15 protein-coding genes and 1 pseudogene are annotated in these 13,828 nt (G+C 67.5%); 7 read left to right on the top strand and 9 right to left on the bottom strand.

Annotated elements, in window-relative coordinates:
* Positions 1 to 57: 57 nt before the first annotated feature.
* Positions 58 to 867: a hypothetical protein gene (locus AB0D12_RS25430; RefSeq protein ID WP_362687133.1), complete on the top strand. Its 810-nt coding sequence runs from the start codon at positions 58 to 60 to the stop codon at positions 865 to 867.
* Positions 868 to 874: 7 nt separating this feature from the next.
* On the opposite strand, the gene AB0D12_RS25435 is transcribed toward AB0D12_RS25430, so the two are convergent.
* Positions 875 to 1,447 (bottom strand): ATP-binding protein, encoded by a 573-nt coding sequence (locus AB0D12_RS25435; RefSeq protein ID WP_362687136.1) that lies wholly within the window; start codon positions 1,445 to 1,447, stop codon positions 875 to 877.
* A 270-nt stretch (positions 1,448 to 1,717) separates the two neighbouring features.
* Here AB0D12_RS25435 and AB0D12_RS25440 point away from each other — a divergent pair, with 270 nt between their 5' ends.
* Positions 1,718 to 2,563: a helix-turn-helix transcriptional regulator gene (locus tag AB0D12_RS25440; protein WP_362687139.1), complete on the top strand. Its 846-nt coding sequence runs from the start codon at positions 1,718 to 1,720 to the stop codon at positions 2,561 to 2,563.
* Entirely contained in the window at positions 2,563 to 2,772 is a 210-nt protein-coding gene (locus tag AB0D12_RS25445; protein WP_362687142.1) for a DUF397 domain-containing protein, read from the top strand. Before AB0D12_RS25440 ends, AB0D12_RS25445 begins: the two co-directional genes overlap by 1 nt.
* On the opposite strand, the gene AB0D12_RS25450 is transcribed toward AB0D12_RS25445, so the two are convergent.
* A complete protein-coding gene (locus AB0D12_RS25450) occupies positions 2,769 to 3,137 on the bottom strand; it encodes a hypothetical protein (protein ID WP_362687359.1) in 369 nt (122 codons plus the stop codon). The two genes, AB0D12_RS25445 and AB0D12_RS25450, sit on opposite strands and share 4 nt — an antisense overlap.
* 198 nt (positions 3,138 to 3,335) lie before the next feature.
* Positions 3,336 to 3,475, bottom strand: a pseudogene (locus AB0D12_RS25455) (transcriptional regulator); the annotation flags it as partial.
* Between the two features lie 218 nt (positions 3,476 to 3,693).
* Here AB0D12_RS25455 and AB0D12_RS25460 point away from each other — a divergent pair.
* Both AB0D12_RS25460 and AB0D12_RS25465 read left to right on the top strand, forming a co-directional pair.
* On the top strand, positions 3,694 to 4,899 hold the full coding sequence (locus tag AB0D12_RS25460) for an FAD-dependent oxidoreductase (RefSeq protein WP_362687145.1): 1,206 nt from the start codon (positions 3,694 to 3,696) through the stop codon (positions 4,897 to 4,899).
* Positions 4,896 to 5,816 carry an RNA polymerase sigma-70 factor gene (locus tag AB0D12_RS25465; protein ID WP_362687148.1) on the top strand — a complete coding sequence of 307 codons (921 nt, stop codon included), beginning with the start codon at positions 4,896 to 4,898 and terminating at the stop codon, positions 5,814 to 5,816. The genes AB0D12_RS25460 and AB0D12_RS25465 overlap by 4 nt, the downstream gene beginning before the upstream one ends.
* Positions 5,817 to 6,110: 294 nt before the next feature.
* Here AB0D12_RS25465 and AB0D12_RS25470 read toward each other — a convergent pair whose 3' ends face one another.
* The 6 genes from AB0D12_RS25470 to AB0D12_RS25495 all read right to left on the bottom strand — a co-directional run bounded on the left by AB0D12_RS25470 (position 6,111) and on the right by AB0D12_RS25495 (position 11,636).
* Positions 6,111 to 6,335: a hypothetical protein gene (locus AB0D12_RS25470; protein WP_362687151.1), complete on the bottom strand. Its 225-nt coding sequence runs from the start codon at positions 6,333 to 6,335 to the stop codon at positions 6,111 to 6,113.
* Positions 6,336 to 7,028: 693 nt separating this feature from the next.
* Positions 7,029 to 7,379 carry a MerR family transcriptional regulator gene (locus AB0D12_RS25475; protein ID WP_362687154.1) on the bottom strand — a complete coding sequence of 117 codons (351 nt, stop codon included), beginning with the start codon at positions 7,377 to 7,379 and terminating at the stop codon, positions 7,029 to 7,031.
* Between the two features lie 10 nt (positions 7,380 to 7,389).
* Positions 7,390 to 8,115: an SDR family oxidoreductase gene (locus AB0D12_RS25480; RefSeq protein WP_362687361.1), complete on the bottom strand. Its 726-nt coding sequence runs from the start codon at positions 8,113 to 8,115 to the stop codon at positions 7,390 to 7,392.
* A 43-nt stretch (positions 8,116 to 8,158) separates the two neighbouring features.
* Positions 8,159 to 8,329: a hypothetical protein gene (locus tag AB0D12_RS25485; RefSeq protein ID WP_362687157.1), complete on the bottom strand. Its 171-nt coding sequence runs from the start codon at positions 8,327 to 8,329 to the stop codon at positions 8,159 to 8,161.
* Positions 8,330 to 8,467: 138 nt separating this feature from the next.
* Positions 8,468 to 10,441, bottom strand: a complete 1,974-nt coding sequence (locus AB0D12_RS25490) for a collagenase (RefSeq protein ID WP_362687363.1) — start codon at positions 10,439 to 10,441, stop codon at positions 8,468 to 8,470.
* Positions 10,442 to 10,913: 472 nt separating this feature from the next.
* A complete protein-coding gene (locus AB0D12_RS25495) occupies positions 10,914 to 11,636 on the bottom strand; it encodes an alpha/beta hydrolase (RefSeq protein WP_362687160.1) in 723 nt (240 codons plus the stop codon).
* 413 nt (positions 11,637 to 12,049) lie between these two features.
* Between AB0D12_RS25495 and AB0D12_RS25500 the strand changes: the two genes are divergently transcribed.
* Positions 12,050 to 13,192, top strand: a complete 1,143-nt coding sequence (locus AB0D12_RS25500; RefSeq protein ID WP_362687163.1) for a right-handed parallel beta-helix repeat-containing protein — start codon at positions 12,050 to 12,052, stop codon at positions 13,190 to 13,192.
* A 163-nt stretch (positions 13,193 to 13,355) separates the two neighbouring features.
* On the top strand, positions 13,356 to 13,784 hold the full coding sequence (locus AB0D12_RS25505; protein ID WP_362687166.1) for a hypothetical protein: 429 nt from the start codon (positions 13,356 to 13,358) through the stop codon (positions 13,782 to 13,784).
* Positions 13,785 to 13,828 lie beyond the last annotated feature (44 nt).

Consider the following 13,828-nt stretch of genomic DNA (forward strand, 5'->3'; position numbering starts at 1 on the left):
TTACTGCACAATGGATTGACTAGGCCTCACAGGGGAGCGGCGATGGCGTCAGGACGCATGGACGGCCAGATGGGCGCGGACCTTCCACCAGGACGACAGGCCCTGGCCGCCGTAATCATGGAGCTCTACCGGCACTTGGCAGTAGCAACACTGGAAGACGCCGCAGAGCTCCTGGCTTCCAGGGGGTGGCGGAAGGACCCGAGCGAGATATCCCGCTACCGCAGGGGCAGGCGGAAGCCGCCCGTTGGCTTCGTCAGGTTGCTTCACTGCCTTGCCGTTGAGAGGGCCGGACGCGAAGCGGTCGAGCTCACCGTGGACGAGCTGCTGGAGATCCATACAGCCGCCGAACCAACGATCTGCCGGACCTGCACTCCCATAAGGCAGGAAAACGAACGGCTTCGGAGCGAACGCAGCCGGCTCGTCGCCAGCCAGACCAACCACCCGTTTCCGGCCGACGGCGACATGGGGGCGAGCACACCTCTGCTGCCGGTCCCCTTTAGAGCAGGGGACCGGCAACGGAGCGCACGCGACGTGGCCGCCGCCCGGCAGCTTGCCGCCACAGCCGTCGGTTTCCACGGGAGCGGCCAGACCAGTCACGCGATCTCCTGGCTCCAAGACGCCTCGACGGCCTTAACTCCCTTGGAAAGCGCGGCATCCATCGCGCTTCTGCGCCAGGAGCAGACTCAGCTAGCGGACACGGTCATCAGCATCCACGGACGCAGCCGAACTGAGACAGACGTCATACGCATTGCGCTCGAACTACACGAGTACGGCCTGCCTGAAGACGCCAGCGCTCTTCTGCGAGCAGCATCGATTAGCCGTCGCCGAGGCCCAGACCCGTATCTGGCACGTCGCGGTTCCAGCTAGGCTCCAGCTAGGCCGCTGACTGCTCGGCCTCGAAGTGCATCTGCGCTCGGTCGAGGATGTCGTCCGGGTCGCCGCCCTGCGCCGCCAGCCAATGGAGCAGGTCCGCAATGATGTCGGTGGCCGACTCCTCCAGTACGGCGTAGGTCGGCACGACCACCGAGCTGACGCCGACCACTCGTCGGTACTCGTTCAGCAGCGCCGCGGCTCGCTGGACCTTCACGCAATGGCGCACATCCTCCAACGAGATCTCGCACCACACCACCTTGCCCGTCGCCGTGAGCAGCGTGCCCCATCCCAGGCTCATGGCCGAGAGCAGGTGCAGCCCTCGGCCACACTCCTCATCGCAGCTCCCAGACCCCAAAGCCGGCGCAGTGTGACCCTTGTCGTGCAGTTCCACGCGGATGCGGTCGTCACTCGGTTCCAGAACCAGGGTTGCCGGCGCTCCTTCTCCCACGTGTTTGATGACGTTGGTCGCGAGCTCGGTCACGATCAGCTCGGTCTCATCGGCCGCTGTCAGCACGCCCCACTGTCCCAGCGTGGAACGGACGGATTTCCGTAGCTGCCGGAGTTCCGTCGGCACGGCCCTGAACGGCAGGACGCAGCGAAGCCTTGTTCCGCCGTCTTCACAGAAGGTCATAGTGAGACTCCTCCTTAGCCACGACAGCGCTGCGCCCACCGCTCCGTGCGGCGACGCTGTGTAGCCCGGTTCTGCGAGTATGGCAGTGAGAAATCTCTTCATGTAACTTCTCACGAATATCTATCGGGTGAAGGCGTGGAGCCCGACTTGGCGTCTGCATAGCCTTATTGGTGGCCAGAGGGCTGGCCCCACACATGAGGGAAGGTCGCTGCCATGTCCCCGAGGGCCACAACCCGACGCCGTCAGCTCGGCGTGACGATGCGCAAGCTGCGCGCCCGGAAGGGCATGACTCTGGAGGAAGCCGGCCGGCTCGTTGGGGTCTCGAAGGCCACCGTCAGCCGATACGAGACACAGGAAGGGCCCGTGAAGTGGCCCATCGTGGACGCGCTCTGTCGTGAGTACGACTCGAGCGAGGCCGAGCGGAAGGCCGTCGTCGCGCTCGCCAAGGACGCGAAGCAGCAGGGTTGGTGGAGCTCGTTCGCCGACTCCATTCCGGAAACCATGAACCTCCTGCTCACTCTTGAGGACGAAGCTGTTCGCGAAGATCACTTCAACTGCCTCTACGTACCTGGTCTCTTGCAGACTCGGAGCTACACGGAGGCCGTGCAACACGCATCAGAGATGCGGCTGCCTCCAGAGGAGATTGAACGCCTCGTTGACATCCGGATGAAGCGCCAGGAGATCCTCACCCGGGCCAAGCCACTGCACCTCTGGGCGATCCTCGACGAGTCGGTGATTCGGCGCGTTGTCGGTTCGCGCGACGTCATGAGGGAGCAGCTCAGCCACCTGCTCCAGGCCAACGAGTCTCCGGAGATCACGCTTCAGGTGCTGCCCTTCTCCAAGGGCGCCCATTCGGCAGCCATGGGCAGCTTCGTAATCCTCGGAGGTGCGGAGCCAAGCCTGGATGTCGTCTACGTCGACATTCACCTGGGCTCGCTCTTCATGGAGAAGGAGAAGGAACTGGACCGATACCGGCTTGCATTCGACTACCTCCGCGCACAAGCGTTGGACATGGCTGCCTCATCAGCCATGATCGAGCGTGTCCGTGAGGAGATGTGATGCAGAGCAGCACCCCTGAGATACCAGCCGGGGCCTGGTTCAAGTCTTCGTACAGTGGGGCGAACACCAGCGAGTGTGTCGAGGTCGCCGTCGTCGTCGGCGACCTGGCGGTGCGGGACTCCAAAGTGCCGTCAGGGCCTCGGCTCGCCCTGGGGCCGTTCGCCTGGGGGGATTTCGTCGATGCCCTGCGGGCGGGCCGGCTCGGCTAAGCGCGCCCGCGTGAATCGTCGGGCAGGCTCTCGTCCTCGTCCGACGCAGCCTGGATCTCCGCAAGTTGTCCGGCTCCCAGCTGCGGCGTGAAGCCACCCGGGAACAGCAGCATCTTCGGCTGAGGCCACATGTTCTCCAGCCCGTGGATGGTGCACTCCAACGCGATGAGATGCGGGCCGTCGCCGCATGCGCCGCGCAGGTAGTGCCGCCCGTGGGACATGCATGTGTACCAGAACGCCGAGCAGTCGTCAGCGGGGTCTGGGGCGTAGAACGAGGGGTCGCACACCGTGACCGTGACCGGGTCTTGAGGGTCGAGGCGCGGGATGGGACGCGGGTCTTGCCATTGCAGTCGGGGAGGCAGCACGCGCACATGCTGTCTGATCATCACGCACGGGGCTCCCGAAGCGACTTCGTGTACCGGGATTCCGAGGGCGCGGTACTCCGGGTACCCGATTCGCCGAAGGCAGCTCCGGGGAGAAGGACCACCGCGCCGGGTGGCTGACGCTGCGTCGCCTCTCGCCTCGGGGTCGGAAGGGGGCGCACTCGTGCGTCCGGGGCAATTCAGGGCGTCGATGGCCTTCACGATCAGCGCCCGTGCCTCCTGCCCGTAAACGGCCATAGTCCGGAGCTCTTCGAAGGCCTTCAAGTACAGGGCGATCTCCTCGGCTGTGTGATGTTCACCTGCGCCGACAGGAGCTCCACCATCCGGCGCTGCCGGATGAGACGGATCGGTCCGGCCCCCTTGGTTGCACAGCGATCACCCCGCACCTCACGAGCCGCGTATCGCCGGTTCCTCGTTGGCGATGCGGATCGGGGGCCGCCGTCAAGTCGACTGTGTCGCCTGTCACATCGAATCCATGTCACGAACGGGAGGTCAGCTTGCATCTGGTGGTCGTCAGCAAGAGGAGAGAGGCGGAACGATGAGCGCACAGAACGGAACCGGCCCGGTGACGACCCACCGCATTCTGGTCCTGGGGGCGGGGTACGCGGGTATGTCCGCAGCGATCCAGCTCGCGGCTCGGGTCGGGCGGCATCAGGATGTGCAGGTGACCTTGGTGAATCCGCAGGAGCGGTTCACCGAACGCCTGCGGCTGCATATGACGGCGACCAGGCAGCAGCTCGCCGAGATGAGCATCCCGGAGCTGCTGGAGGGTACGGGTGCGCAGTTCGTGCGCGGCTGGGTCACGGCGGTGGATGCGAACGTGCGGACCGTGCGGATCGACGACGACCGGATACTGCGCTACGACACGCTGGTGTACGGGTTGGGCAGCGTGGCCGACACGGTGTCCGTGCCGGGTGTCGAGGATCATGCCTACACCCTGAACAGCGCCCAGGACGCCGAGTTGCTGGCCGACCGGTTGGCGCGGTTGGGCAGTGGCACGGTGGTGGTCGGTGGCAGCGGGTTGACCGGCATCGAGGCGGCCGCGGAGATCGCCGAGCGGCACCCGGAGCTCGACGTCGTCCTGGTGGGCCGGCAGGAACCCGGTGCGACCATGAACCCGAAGGCCAAGGCGTATCTGCAATCCGCGCTCCGGCGCCTGGGTGTCCAGGTGCGCAGCGGGAGCGAGGTGGTGAAGGTGCTGCCCGCTTCGGTCGAGCTGGCAGGCGGGGAGAACATCGCCGCCGATGCCGTCTTGTGGACAAGTGGTACGCGGGTGTCGCCACTGGCGGCCGCCGCCGGGCTGAGCGTCGACGGTCGCGGTCGCATCGTTACCGACGATTCACTTCGGTCGGTGTCCCACCCCGACGTGTACGCCGTGGGCGATGCGGCCGCGGTCCGCCAGGGCTACGGCATCATGCACGGCACCTGCCAGGGCGGCATGCCGACCGGTGTACACGCCGCTGTGTCGATCGCCCGCACGCTGAAGGGCAAGCAGCCCAAGCCGTTCCGCTTCGGCTACTACCACACGCCGGTGAGCCTGGGGCGGCATGACGCGGTCGTTCAGTTCACCCACCCCGACGACACCCCCAGGCGGGTGCACCTGACCGGCCGCAAGGCGGCCTGGTACAAGGAGACGGTGACTGCCTCACCCTGGCCGACATTCGGCCGTATGAAGAAGATGCCCTCCTCGGGAGCGTTCTGGCCCCGCGGCGGCCGCTTCACCCGGGTCCGGGACGCGCGATGACCCACCCGTACCCGGACCCCGGCCAGCAGGTGTTCAACGACCATCGCAATCTGCTGTTCTCGGTGGCGTACCGCATCCTCGGCACCGCAGTCGATGCCGAGGATGCAGTACAGGACGCCTGGATCAAATGGTCGGCCGCCGACCGCTCGCAGGTGGCCGAACCCAAGGCGTATCTGACGCGGATCGTGTCGAATCTGGCGATGGAACGGCTGCGCTCCACCCGGCACAAGCGTGAGACCTACGTCGGGCCGTGGCTTCCGGAGCCGATTCTCACCATCGCCGACACCGCCGACGCCGTCACGAACGCCGAGTCGGTGTCGATGGCGATGCTGGTGGTGCTGGAATCGCTGAGCCCGCTCGAGCGCGCGGTGTTCGTGCTGAAGGAGGTCTTCGGCTTCAACCACGCCGAGATCGCAGAGGCGGTGGAGCGTTCCGAGCCCGCGGTGCGGCAGGCCGTGCACCGTGCTCGCGAGCACGTGCAGGCCCGGCGGCCACGCTTCACCGTGGACCGGCCGCGGCAGAGCGAGGTCACCGAGCGGTTCCTCGACGCCGCAACCGGTGGTGACATCAACACCCTCATGGAGCTGCTGTCCCCGGACGTCACCTTGTGGACCGACGGCGGCGGCAAGGTCCGGCAGGCCCTGCGCCCGGTTGTGGGCGCACAGACGGTGGCTGCCTGGTTCGCAGCCATCGGCACCGTCACCTACCAGGGTGTCGACCCCGCCGACATGAAGGCCGATCTGGTCGAAATCAATGGCGGGCCAGGCATGGTGTTCAGCGGTTCGGGCCGCGTGATCGCCACTGTCACTTTCGATTTCGACGCCGATGGGCGCATCACCACGATCCACAACGTCGCCAACCCCGACAAACTCCGGGTCATTGCTGGTGGCAGACCTCGCGACCTCGGCACGCACTGAGACCTCCACCATCGGGACGGTAATCCGGGGATGGCCGGGAAGGCGCGGGTGGTTGCCGGAGGCGGCGGTGATCAGTCTGGTGGCCCCGATGCCGTCCATGCCGGGCATCCGGATGTCCTCACCGCTGAGTCGCGGCCAGCGTCGATACGTGGGTGTCTGCAGGTCTGCACGCTGTGTTCCGCTGACCCTGTATTGGATGCACAGGCCAGCGCACGCCCTGGTGACCGCTGAACGCCCGGACAGAGCCTGAGGGGTGAGTCGTACCAGCGGCCACTCGCCCGGACGGCGGGCAGGTCAGCGGTTGTTCCTGTTCGAGTTGCAGTCCCAATAGCCCTTGTGCCAGTGGTGGTGACTGTCGTACCAGCCGCTGTGCCACGAGCAGCCCGTGGGAACCGAGACGGTCGTCGTGGCGGGGGCGGCTGCTGCGGCCGTGCCCGCCACTCCGATTGCGGTGCCGCCGGCCAGCAGGAAGCCGGCCGCGACGCAGGCGAAGGCGCGCTTGGCGCGATGTGCTCGCATGGCTCTGCTCCTTCTTCCACGTTCTCGCGCTGTCCCAGCACGAAAGGGATGGCCGCGGCCTCACGCCGAAGCGTGGGGTCCGCGATGGCTGGATGGTGCCGCTCGAAGACCGATGCGGCGCTGTCGTCGAGGTCGCCGCGTGAAAGCGAGGGACGCACGTCTCCCGGCTGCAGGCCCACCGTTGCGGGAGCGCGTCGCGGGACGTGTCCTGAATCGCGACCTCACCTCTTTCGACGGTAGCGGCCTATCTGCTGACAGGCACCTCGAGCCCACAGCGCGAGAGCGCCTCCGGCAGGTTCAGCTGCCGGAGGGGGCTCTACCTGTCGTTGGGAGGGGCTCTACCTGTCGTTGGGTCGATGGCCGTGGACCCTGCGCCCTGGTAGCCCGTCCTGCGTCCGCTGAGAGCCGTTGGCCGGACGCCGACCTTTGGCAGGACTTCGAGGACAGCGCGCCGGACAGCGAGGCGGACGCCCTGATTACCCCGCCGACCGCCGAGGACATGCGCGCAACGCTGGCCGTTCTCGCTGCCCGGCATGGCCGACCCGTGACCGGGCGGGATGTGCCCGGGCGGTAAGGCCCGTGGGAGACGGTCTACGGCCTGTTCCGGCGTTGGCAGCGGGACGGCACCTGGCACCGCATCTTGGAGCAACTGCAGGCCCAGGCCGACGCCGAGGGACTGATCACCTGGGACGTCTAGCCGCCGGCCTGGGCCAGTGCTTCGATGAGGCGTTGGCGGAGGATGTCCAATGCGGCGATCCTCTCCTCCACGTCGGTGAGCCTCCGAGCGATGACCTGCGCGCTCGCGGGACAGATGGGACCGTCGACGATGTCTTGATCGAGACAGGGCAGGAAGGCGCGGACGTCATTGGCGGTGAGGCCGAGCGAGAGCAGCAGCCTGATGTTGCCCACCTGGGCGACCTTCGACTCGTCATACTCCCGGTATCCGTTCGGCGCTCGCCGGGGGTGGAGTAGGCCCTGCTGCTCGTAGTACCGCAGTGCCCGGGTGGTAGCGCCGACCTCGTTCGCAAGTTCTCCGATGAGCATCGCCCTATCTTCATCCACCCGTGCTCAGCCCGCCGTCGACACGAATGACCGCACCGGTGAGATAACTGGCTTCGGGGCGCGACGCATTGACGATCCACCAGGCGATTTCCTCCGGTCGGGCGATACGCCCAAGCGGGATCCGGGCCCGAAGCTCCTTTCCCGCTGCGGCCATCTGCTCGTCCGAGAAACCTGCGTGGCTGAGCACTGCTGTCGCCGTCACCCCGGGGGCCACTGACACAACGCGAATGCCGCGCGGTGCAAGCTCGACAGCCCACGTGTGGGTCAGGAAGTCGAGAGCCACCTTCGTGGAACCGTAGACCGAGTTGTTCGGCCAGCCATAGTGCGGCGGATTGGATGTGACGTTGACGATGGTGCCGCCGGCCCCCAGGTGTGGCAGAGCATGTTGAGTGAGAGACACCGGGGCGAGAAGGTTGGTGGCGAGCTGTTCCTCGGCGGCCTTCCGGTCGATCGCCTCCAGCGGAGCCGGACGAGTGATCGCGGCGTTGTTGACCAGGACATCGATGCGGCCGAACGCGTCGACCGCGGCGGCGACGATGTCGAGCGGGGCGTCCGGCGCGGCGATGTCGGCCACGAACGTGCGGATGCGCGGGTGTTCTTTGGCGGTCTCCGCCAAGCGTTCGGCAGTCCGGCCGATGACAAGAACCTCGGCGCCCGCAACAGCGAACTGCTGGGCCGTCGCACGGCCGATCCCGGTGCCTCCCCCGGTGATGAGCACTGCCCGGCCGTGAAGGGTGTTCGTCTCTTCCATGGTCGGGACGCTAAGCCTTGACCCTGGCGTCAAGGTCAAGCCGCGACGACTTCGACTCGTGCCATCCGCAGCGAGCCGCCAGCTCCCGCTTGGTGATGCCCGCGTCCAGCCGTACCTTCCACAGCCGCTCGGCAAGCGCGGCGCCTGCGGATTGCACGCTGGACGACACGGACTCGGTCATGTGTCTGCGAACTATCGGACGTTTTCAGGGGATTGACAGATGAACCGGGACAGTTGAGATGCCTGGTGTCCCGCGCACGAACGATGCGCGGGACACCAGGCTCCCTGGCTCAGTTCCTGCCAGTGACCGAGGCCCCGGTCACCGGCCGCTACGGGCCGGAAGTTGGCCGCAGTCGCCGCCGGCGCACTTGCTCAGCCAGTCGGCGAAGTCGGCGTCGTACTTGGTGCCGATGGTGTCGCGGAGCAGGCTGTGGGCCGCGTCGTACTCGCCTGCGCGGTAGTGGCCGAGCAGGGTGGCCACATCCTCGGGGTGTGACTGGAGCATGTATCGGACGCCCAGGTAGCCCCACTGGTAGACACGGGTGGTGTCGGCGTTGTCGTAGGTGGTCCCGAAGAGCTGGCTGAGCTTGTAGGTGTTCTTGCCCGCCTCCTCGATCGCCCTGTCGTAGGTGATGCCGCGGTACGAGTAGGAGACGTACTCGGCGAAACCCTCGATCCACATCACGGTCGGGGTGGTCTGCCCGGCTGCGAAGTCGCCGTACATGTCGTAGCGGCCGTCGAGGTAGTGGGTGTACTCGTGGTTGAGGTTCCAGATCTGGAAGGCGCCGTCCTGGGTCGGCTGCTCGTAGGCGATGAAGCGCGGCTGGTTGCCCTCGGCGGCCGGGTCGCCCTCCTGGTACATGCCGCCGTTGTTGGTGTCGATGCCGAAGACGACACCGGCGTAGGTCTTGTAGTCGGTGCTGGAGTTGAAGGCGACGATCTCGATGTTGGTGTTGTTGTCGTCCTTGACCGGTCCGTTGTCCTTGACAATGTCGTGGAAGACCGGGTCCTGCTTGAGGATGCTGTCGCATGTGGCCGAGAGTTCGGACGCGGTCAGCTCCTGCGCGAGGATCTTCGCGCTCGGACCGCATTCGTGCTTGATCGTCAGCACGGCGTCGCGCACGCGGTTCTGCAGGTCACAGGTGTCGTACTCGGCGCAGTTCTCCTTGTCGAACTCATCCGTCATCTCGGCGAGGCCGACCCAGAGCGGGGCGGTGCGCCCAGTGATCTCGCTGCGGCCGAGCAACTCCTTGACCAACGGCTTGACGGTGTCCTTGAGGCCGGCGTGCTGCAGGAAGCGGCCGAGTTCGCGTCCGGCGTTGCTGGCCAGGTAGGACTTGTCGGTGCCGAGCACATCGTCGTGGGCGACGGCGAAATCACGCAGTCCGGTGAGGACACTCGGGTCCGCCTTCACGGCTTCCACGAACTCCGGCAGCTGGTGGCCGCGGAAGAGCACGGTGTAGGTGTTGTTGACCGCCGCGAGCATCCCGTAGAACTCGTCGTACGACGAGTTGTAGTCCTTCTGCAGACGCTTGACCACGTCGAGGTAGCGGGCGTTCTCTCCGGAGCTGTCGATCAGGGTGACCGTCTCGGCCAGGGTTTCTCCGTTGGCCTCGGTGACGTCGAAGGCGTGGGACGAGCCGAAGAAGGCATCCAGGGCGCCCTGAATGGCGCTCTTCAGCGGCGGGCCGTATTCGCCGACGTTCTCCGGCTGGTTGTACTGGATGTAGTAGCCGGCGCGCAGGTACAGCACCACCTGGGTTGCGAAAGTGCTGTTGTCCCCCGGGTAGTTGGTCGCGACATCCTTGAGCGCGCTCGCCACCGCGACCATCTGTTCCTCGCGGAAGAGAGCCTTGGAGTCCTCACCGGTCACGCTGAACAGCGTGTTGATGCAGGTGGTTTCCGACTGCTTGATCTGCTCGACCAGGGCAGCGCCGGTCTTCGAGGTGAAGTCGCTGACGTTGCAGTCCGCCGCGGCCTTCGCCGCAGAGCGGGCCTGCTTGCGCTCTGCGGCGTTCTGGGCCGCGGGGAGCGGAGGGCGCTGCGCGGGGTTCGAGGTCTTCGTGGCCGATCGCGCGGGGTCGACGGCGTGTCCGGGTGCGAGATCGGTGGCAAGCACGGTGGCGGAGGCGGGCTGTGGGGCGGGGGCCGACCTCGGCGCGGGCTTGGGTGCCCCGGCGCCGGCCGGAGCCGCCGCGCCATTGGGGGCGAGCATGGTGAGCCCCAGGCCGGCGGCGGCCACGGTAGGTATCAGCAGTTGGGCGAGTTTCCTGAGGGTGGGGGGTCTGCGCATGGCGATGGCCTCCAGGCCGGTCGGCAGCCGTGCGTGGGGCACGGCGGTGGGGGGTGCGGACCGTGATGGCAACGGAAGTTGAGCCCTTCCGGAGCTGTCATGCCCGCGGAAAGTGTGACCGTACAATTTCACAGTTCACATGGCAGTGAAAGAGGGTTGCAAGCAACAGAAGAAACTGATGAGCCGTCAGAAATGGATCCTGTCGGGGACCTTGAGATTCCCGGACGGAACTACGTGATCGCTGGGCAAGCTCATGCCGGTTTCGAGGGACGACCGTCGGCCCTGAGGTGAGCCGGTGCCCCTCCATCCCCACTCCGGTGCGCGGATTCCGCCCCGGACCGCGCGGGTGGCGCGGGCGAGCAACCCCGGTGGCACGACGGCGACATGGGTACGGGACCGGCTGGACCGGCCGTGGAGTGACGAGGACTTCGCCCGCTGGTCGCAGGCGAAGGTGGGGACGGCGACGGCGGCTTCAGCCTCGTCGTGGCCGGCGGGCAGGACGGAAGTCCTCCTCCATCAGCAGGAACGCCGAGACCGCCTCCGTGAACGCCTCGGGCGCTGCATGGTGGATCAGGTGTCCAACCGGGATGGTGACCACCCGTCCGCCGGGGACGCGGCGGGCCAGCTCGACGATGCCGTCCTGGGGCACATGGCTGCGTGGGCCGCCGGCCACCACGAGGGTCTCGGCGGTGATCCCGCTGAGTCGCTCCAGCCACCTGGGGTCAGGCACGTCGATCTGGCTCCTGACGGCCGGCACCATCTCCCAGTCGAAGGCCAGGTCGCCGTCCGGCCTGGTCGGGGTGGTCTGCTCCCGGGGACGCGGAAGCGGAACGTCCTCCAAGACGAGCCGGCTCACCCGCTGCGGATGGTCCTCCGCGAGCAGGTAGGCCACGATCCCACCCATGGAGTGCCCGATCAGGTCCACTTGGCCAAGTCCCAGCGCGTCCAGGAACCGGAGCACATCGGCCTGCATGAGTTCGAGCGAATAGTCCCCCGGCCAATCGCTTCGGCCGTGACCGCGAAGATCGAGGGCATACACCCGTCGGCTACGGGCGAGGACCGGCGCCACCGTCTCCCAGTCGGTGGCATTCTCGCCCAGCGCGTGCAACAGGACGAGCGGCGGAGCATCCGGCGGACCCGACACCTGATAGGCCAGCCGGATCCCTCCCACGTCGACCGAGCGTTGATCAACCATGTGCGGAGGATATTCGGAAGGGCCCTGCTGGAGGACCGGCGTTCACCAGCGGCCGAACCACCGTCCCCGGTCAGCATCTCGGGGCCTCAGCCACATGGCCCTGGCCCTGACCCTCGACCTTCAACAGCCGACCGCGACCCCGAGCGGCTCCCGGACTCTCGCCTTCCCGCCGTGCGCCTGCCCCCCGTTGCACGGCCGTCCGGTGACCGCACCCACGGCCCGACGCGCGCGTGCTCGTCCCGCCACGGGCCCGTCGATCGGCCGTCAGAGGGAGCCGGAAACCCTGTCGGACGTCCCGGAGTGCCCGCCCTCACGGCCGTGGATACGTTGACCGCGCGGCCGGGTCGTCCGGCAGGCGGGTCCGGGGCTGCCCCGGACCCACGGTGTGAGTACCGCACGGGAACGGATTCGGAATGGCAATCCCCCACATCAGGACGGCCGCCCGCCTGGGCCTCTGCGTCGTCACCGCAATCGCCTGCCAGCTGGTGCAGACGTCGGCGTCGGCGTCGGCGTCGGCGTCGGCGTCGGCCGGCCCGTCACGCGACCTGGTGGTCTCCAAGGCCAAGGGCTTTCCGTCGATCCAGGCGGCGGTCGACGCCGCCCGGCCCGGTGACCGGATCACTGTCCCGCCGGGCGTCTTCCGTGAGCAGGTGGTCATCGGCAAGGACCTGACGATCACCGGCTCGGGCGCCCGGAGGACGACGATTCTGGCTCCGCAGACGCTGGCCCCCGGTGACGACGGCGGCACATCGATCGTCGAGATCCACAACGGCGCCTCCGTCAAGCTGTCCCGACTCGCCGTCAGCGGACCGGGCTCCGGCACATGCACTGCCGGTGCGCTCGGCTCCGGCATTCGGGTGCTCGGGGGCGCCCGTCTCGACCTCGGCCACGCCGCCGTCACCCATATCACCGACACCCCCGCCGCGCCCTGCTTCCGCAGCGCGAACGCCGTCCTCATCGGGGACCTGCCGACCGGTACGGGCTCGGCGACCATCCACGACACCGAGATCTCGGGCTACCAGGGCGCGGGCGTGGTCGTCCTCAACTCGGGGTCGAGGGCCACCGTTGACCACAGCACCGTCACCGGACACCGGCGGCTGTCGACCGACGGTATCGAGTTCGTGGCCGGGGCGGTCGGACGCATCACCCGGAACATCGTCAGGGGCAATGAGTGCCGGGAGCCCGATCCGGACTGCGGCCCCGACTTCTTCAACGAGTTCCAGCACGCGGGCATCGTCGCCGACACGCCGGGCACCGTCGTGCAGCACAACAGCCTCGTCGGCAACCAGGTCGGCATTTACGCTGTCGGCGGGTCGATCGACATCGGCCGCAACGACATCGTGCGGAGCTCGTTCGTCGGCATGGCACTTCAGGACGGCCGGTTCACGGTCCGCAAGGACCGGATCGAGGGCGGCGTCCACGGGGTCGCGGTCGTCGCGTCGTCGGTCGACACGAACGCGGTGCTCGACGGTGTACGGATCAAGCGGACGTCGGGCGCGCCCGTGCAGACCTTCCAGTGCTGCGGCTTCACCGCCACGGCGACCGTGAGGCCGTAGCCGGGCGGATAAGGTGGCCGGTCGGCCGCCCGGGAAGACCCCGGTGCGGCCGACCCGAGGAAGCCGGACGGGACGAGCGTCACCGCCACCATGCGGACGCTGCGCGCCGGTCTCCGCTCTGCTGCTGCGTCGGCACGGACCCCGCCGGACGGTCGTGGCGGGGATGGGTCTGGTCGCCCTCGGTGTCTTTCTCTTCTCCCTTCTCGACCGGGTATCGACGGCCGTGGCGATCGGCGGCTGCTTTGCCGCGATGGGCGCCGGTTTCGGTACGGTGATGGTCACCGCGACGGCTGTCGTCGTGCGCCATGCGTCCGTGGACGACGCCGGGGTGGCCGGCGGACTCCATCAGACCGCCATGAACGTCGGCCCGACGCTGGGTGTCGCCACAGCGACCATGTTGATGGCCCTCACCGCACCCGGCTCCGCCGCCGATCAGCCGTACGGCGACGGACCACGCTGGACCGGTGGAGCCTTCATCTCCGCGATGGGCTCCACGCTGACAGTCCTCGCGGCCGTCGCCGCGTTCGGTGCGTTGCTGGCCGTCAAGCTGCCCGGTCGCGTCAAGGTGGCAGTTGAGGGAGAAAGCGGGTGAGTTCCCAGGCGGGCGCGGGCGGGCGGACCTGAACCGGTAGGCCG

It is taken from the genome of Streptomyces sp. NPDC048479, assembly GCF_040651435.1.
Classification (GTDB): domain Bacteria; phylum Actinomycetota; class Actinomycetes; order Streptomycetales; family Streptomycetaceae; genus Streptomyces.

What these genes read in the sequence shown, in the direction of transcription:
- AB0D12_RS25465 (WP_362687148.1), top strand. Translation starts at nt 4,896, where the DNA reads ATGACCCACCCGTACCCGGACCCCGGCCAGCAGGTGTTCAACGACCAT.
- AB0D12_RS25495 (WP_362687160.1), bottom strand. Translation starts at nt 11,636, where the DNA reads ATGGTTGATCAACGCTCGGTCGACGTGGGAGGGATCCGGCTGGCCTAT.
- AB0D12_RS25490 (WP_362687363.1), bottom strand. Translation starts at nt 10,441, where the DNA reads ATGCGCAGACCCCCCACCCTCAGGAAACTCGCCCAACTGCTGATACCT.
- AB0D12_RS25505 (WP_362687166.1), top strand. Translation starts at nt 13,356, where the DNA reads ATGGGTCTGGTCGCCCTCGGTGTCTTTCTCTTCTCCCTTCTCGACCGG.
- AB0D12_RS25485 (WP_362687157.1), bottom strand. Translation starts at nt 8,329, where the DNA reads ATGACCGAGTCCGTGTCGTCCAGCGTGCAATCCGCAGGCGCCGCGCTT.
- AB0D12_RS25470 (WP_362687151.1), bottom strand. Translation starts at nt 6,335, where the DNA reads ATGCGAGCACATCGCGCCAAGCGCGCCTTCGCCTGCGTCGCGGCCGGC.
- AB0D12_RS25440 (WP_362687139.1), top strand. Translation starts at nt 1,718, where the DNA reads ATGTCCCCGAGGGCCACAACCCGACGCCGTCAGCTCGGCGTGACGATG.
- AB0D12_RS25445 (WP_362687142.1), top strand. Translation starts at nt 2,563, where the DNA reads ATGCAGAGCAGCACCCCTGAGATACCAGCCGGGGCCTGGTTCAAGTCT.
- AB0D12_RS25430 (WP_362687133.1), top strand. Translation starts at nt 58, where the DNA reads ATGGACGGCCAGATGGGCGCGGACCTTCCACCAGGACGACAGGCCCTG.
- AB0D12_RS25460 (WP_362687145.1), top strand. Translation starts at nt 3,694, where the DNA reads ATGAGCGCACAGAACGGAACCGGCCCGGTGACGACCCACCGCATTCTG.
- AB0D12_RS25500 (WP_362687163.1), top strand. Translation starts at nt 12,050, where the DNA reads ATGGCAATCCCCCACATCAGGACGGCCGCCCGCCTGGGCCTCTGCGTC.
- AB0D12_RS25475 (WP_362687154.1), bottom strand. Translation starts at nt 7,379, where the DNA reads ATGCTCATCGGAGAACTTGCGAACGAGGTCGGCGCTACCACCCGGGCA.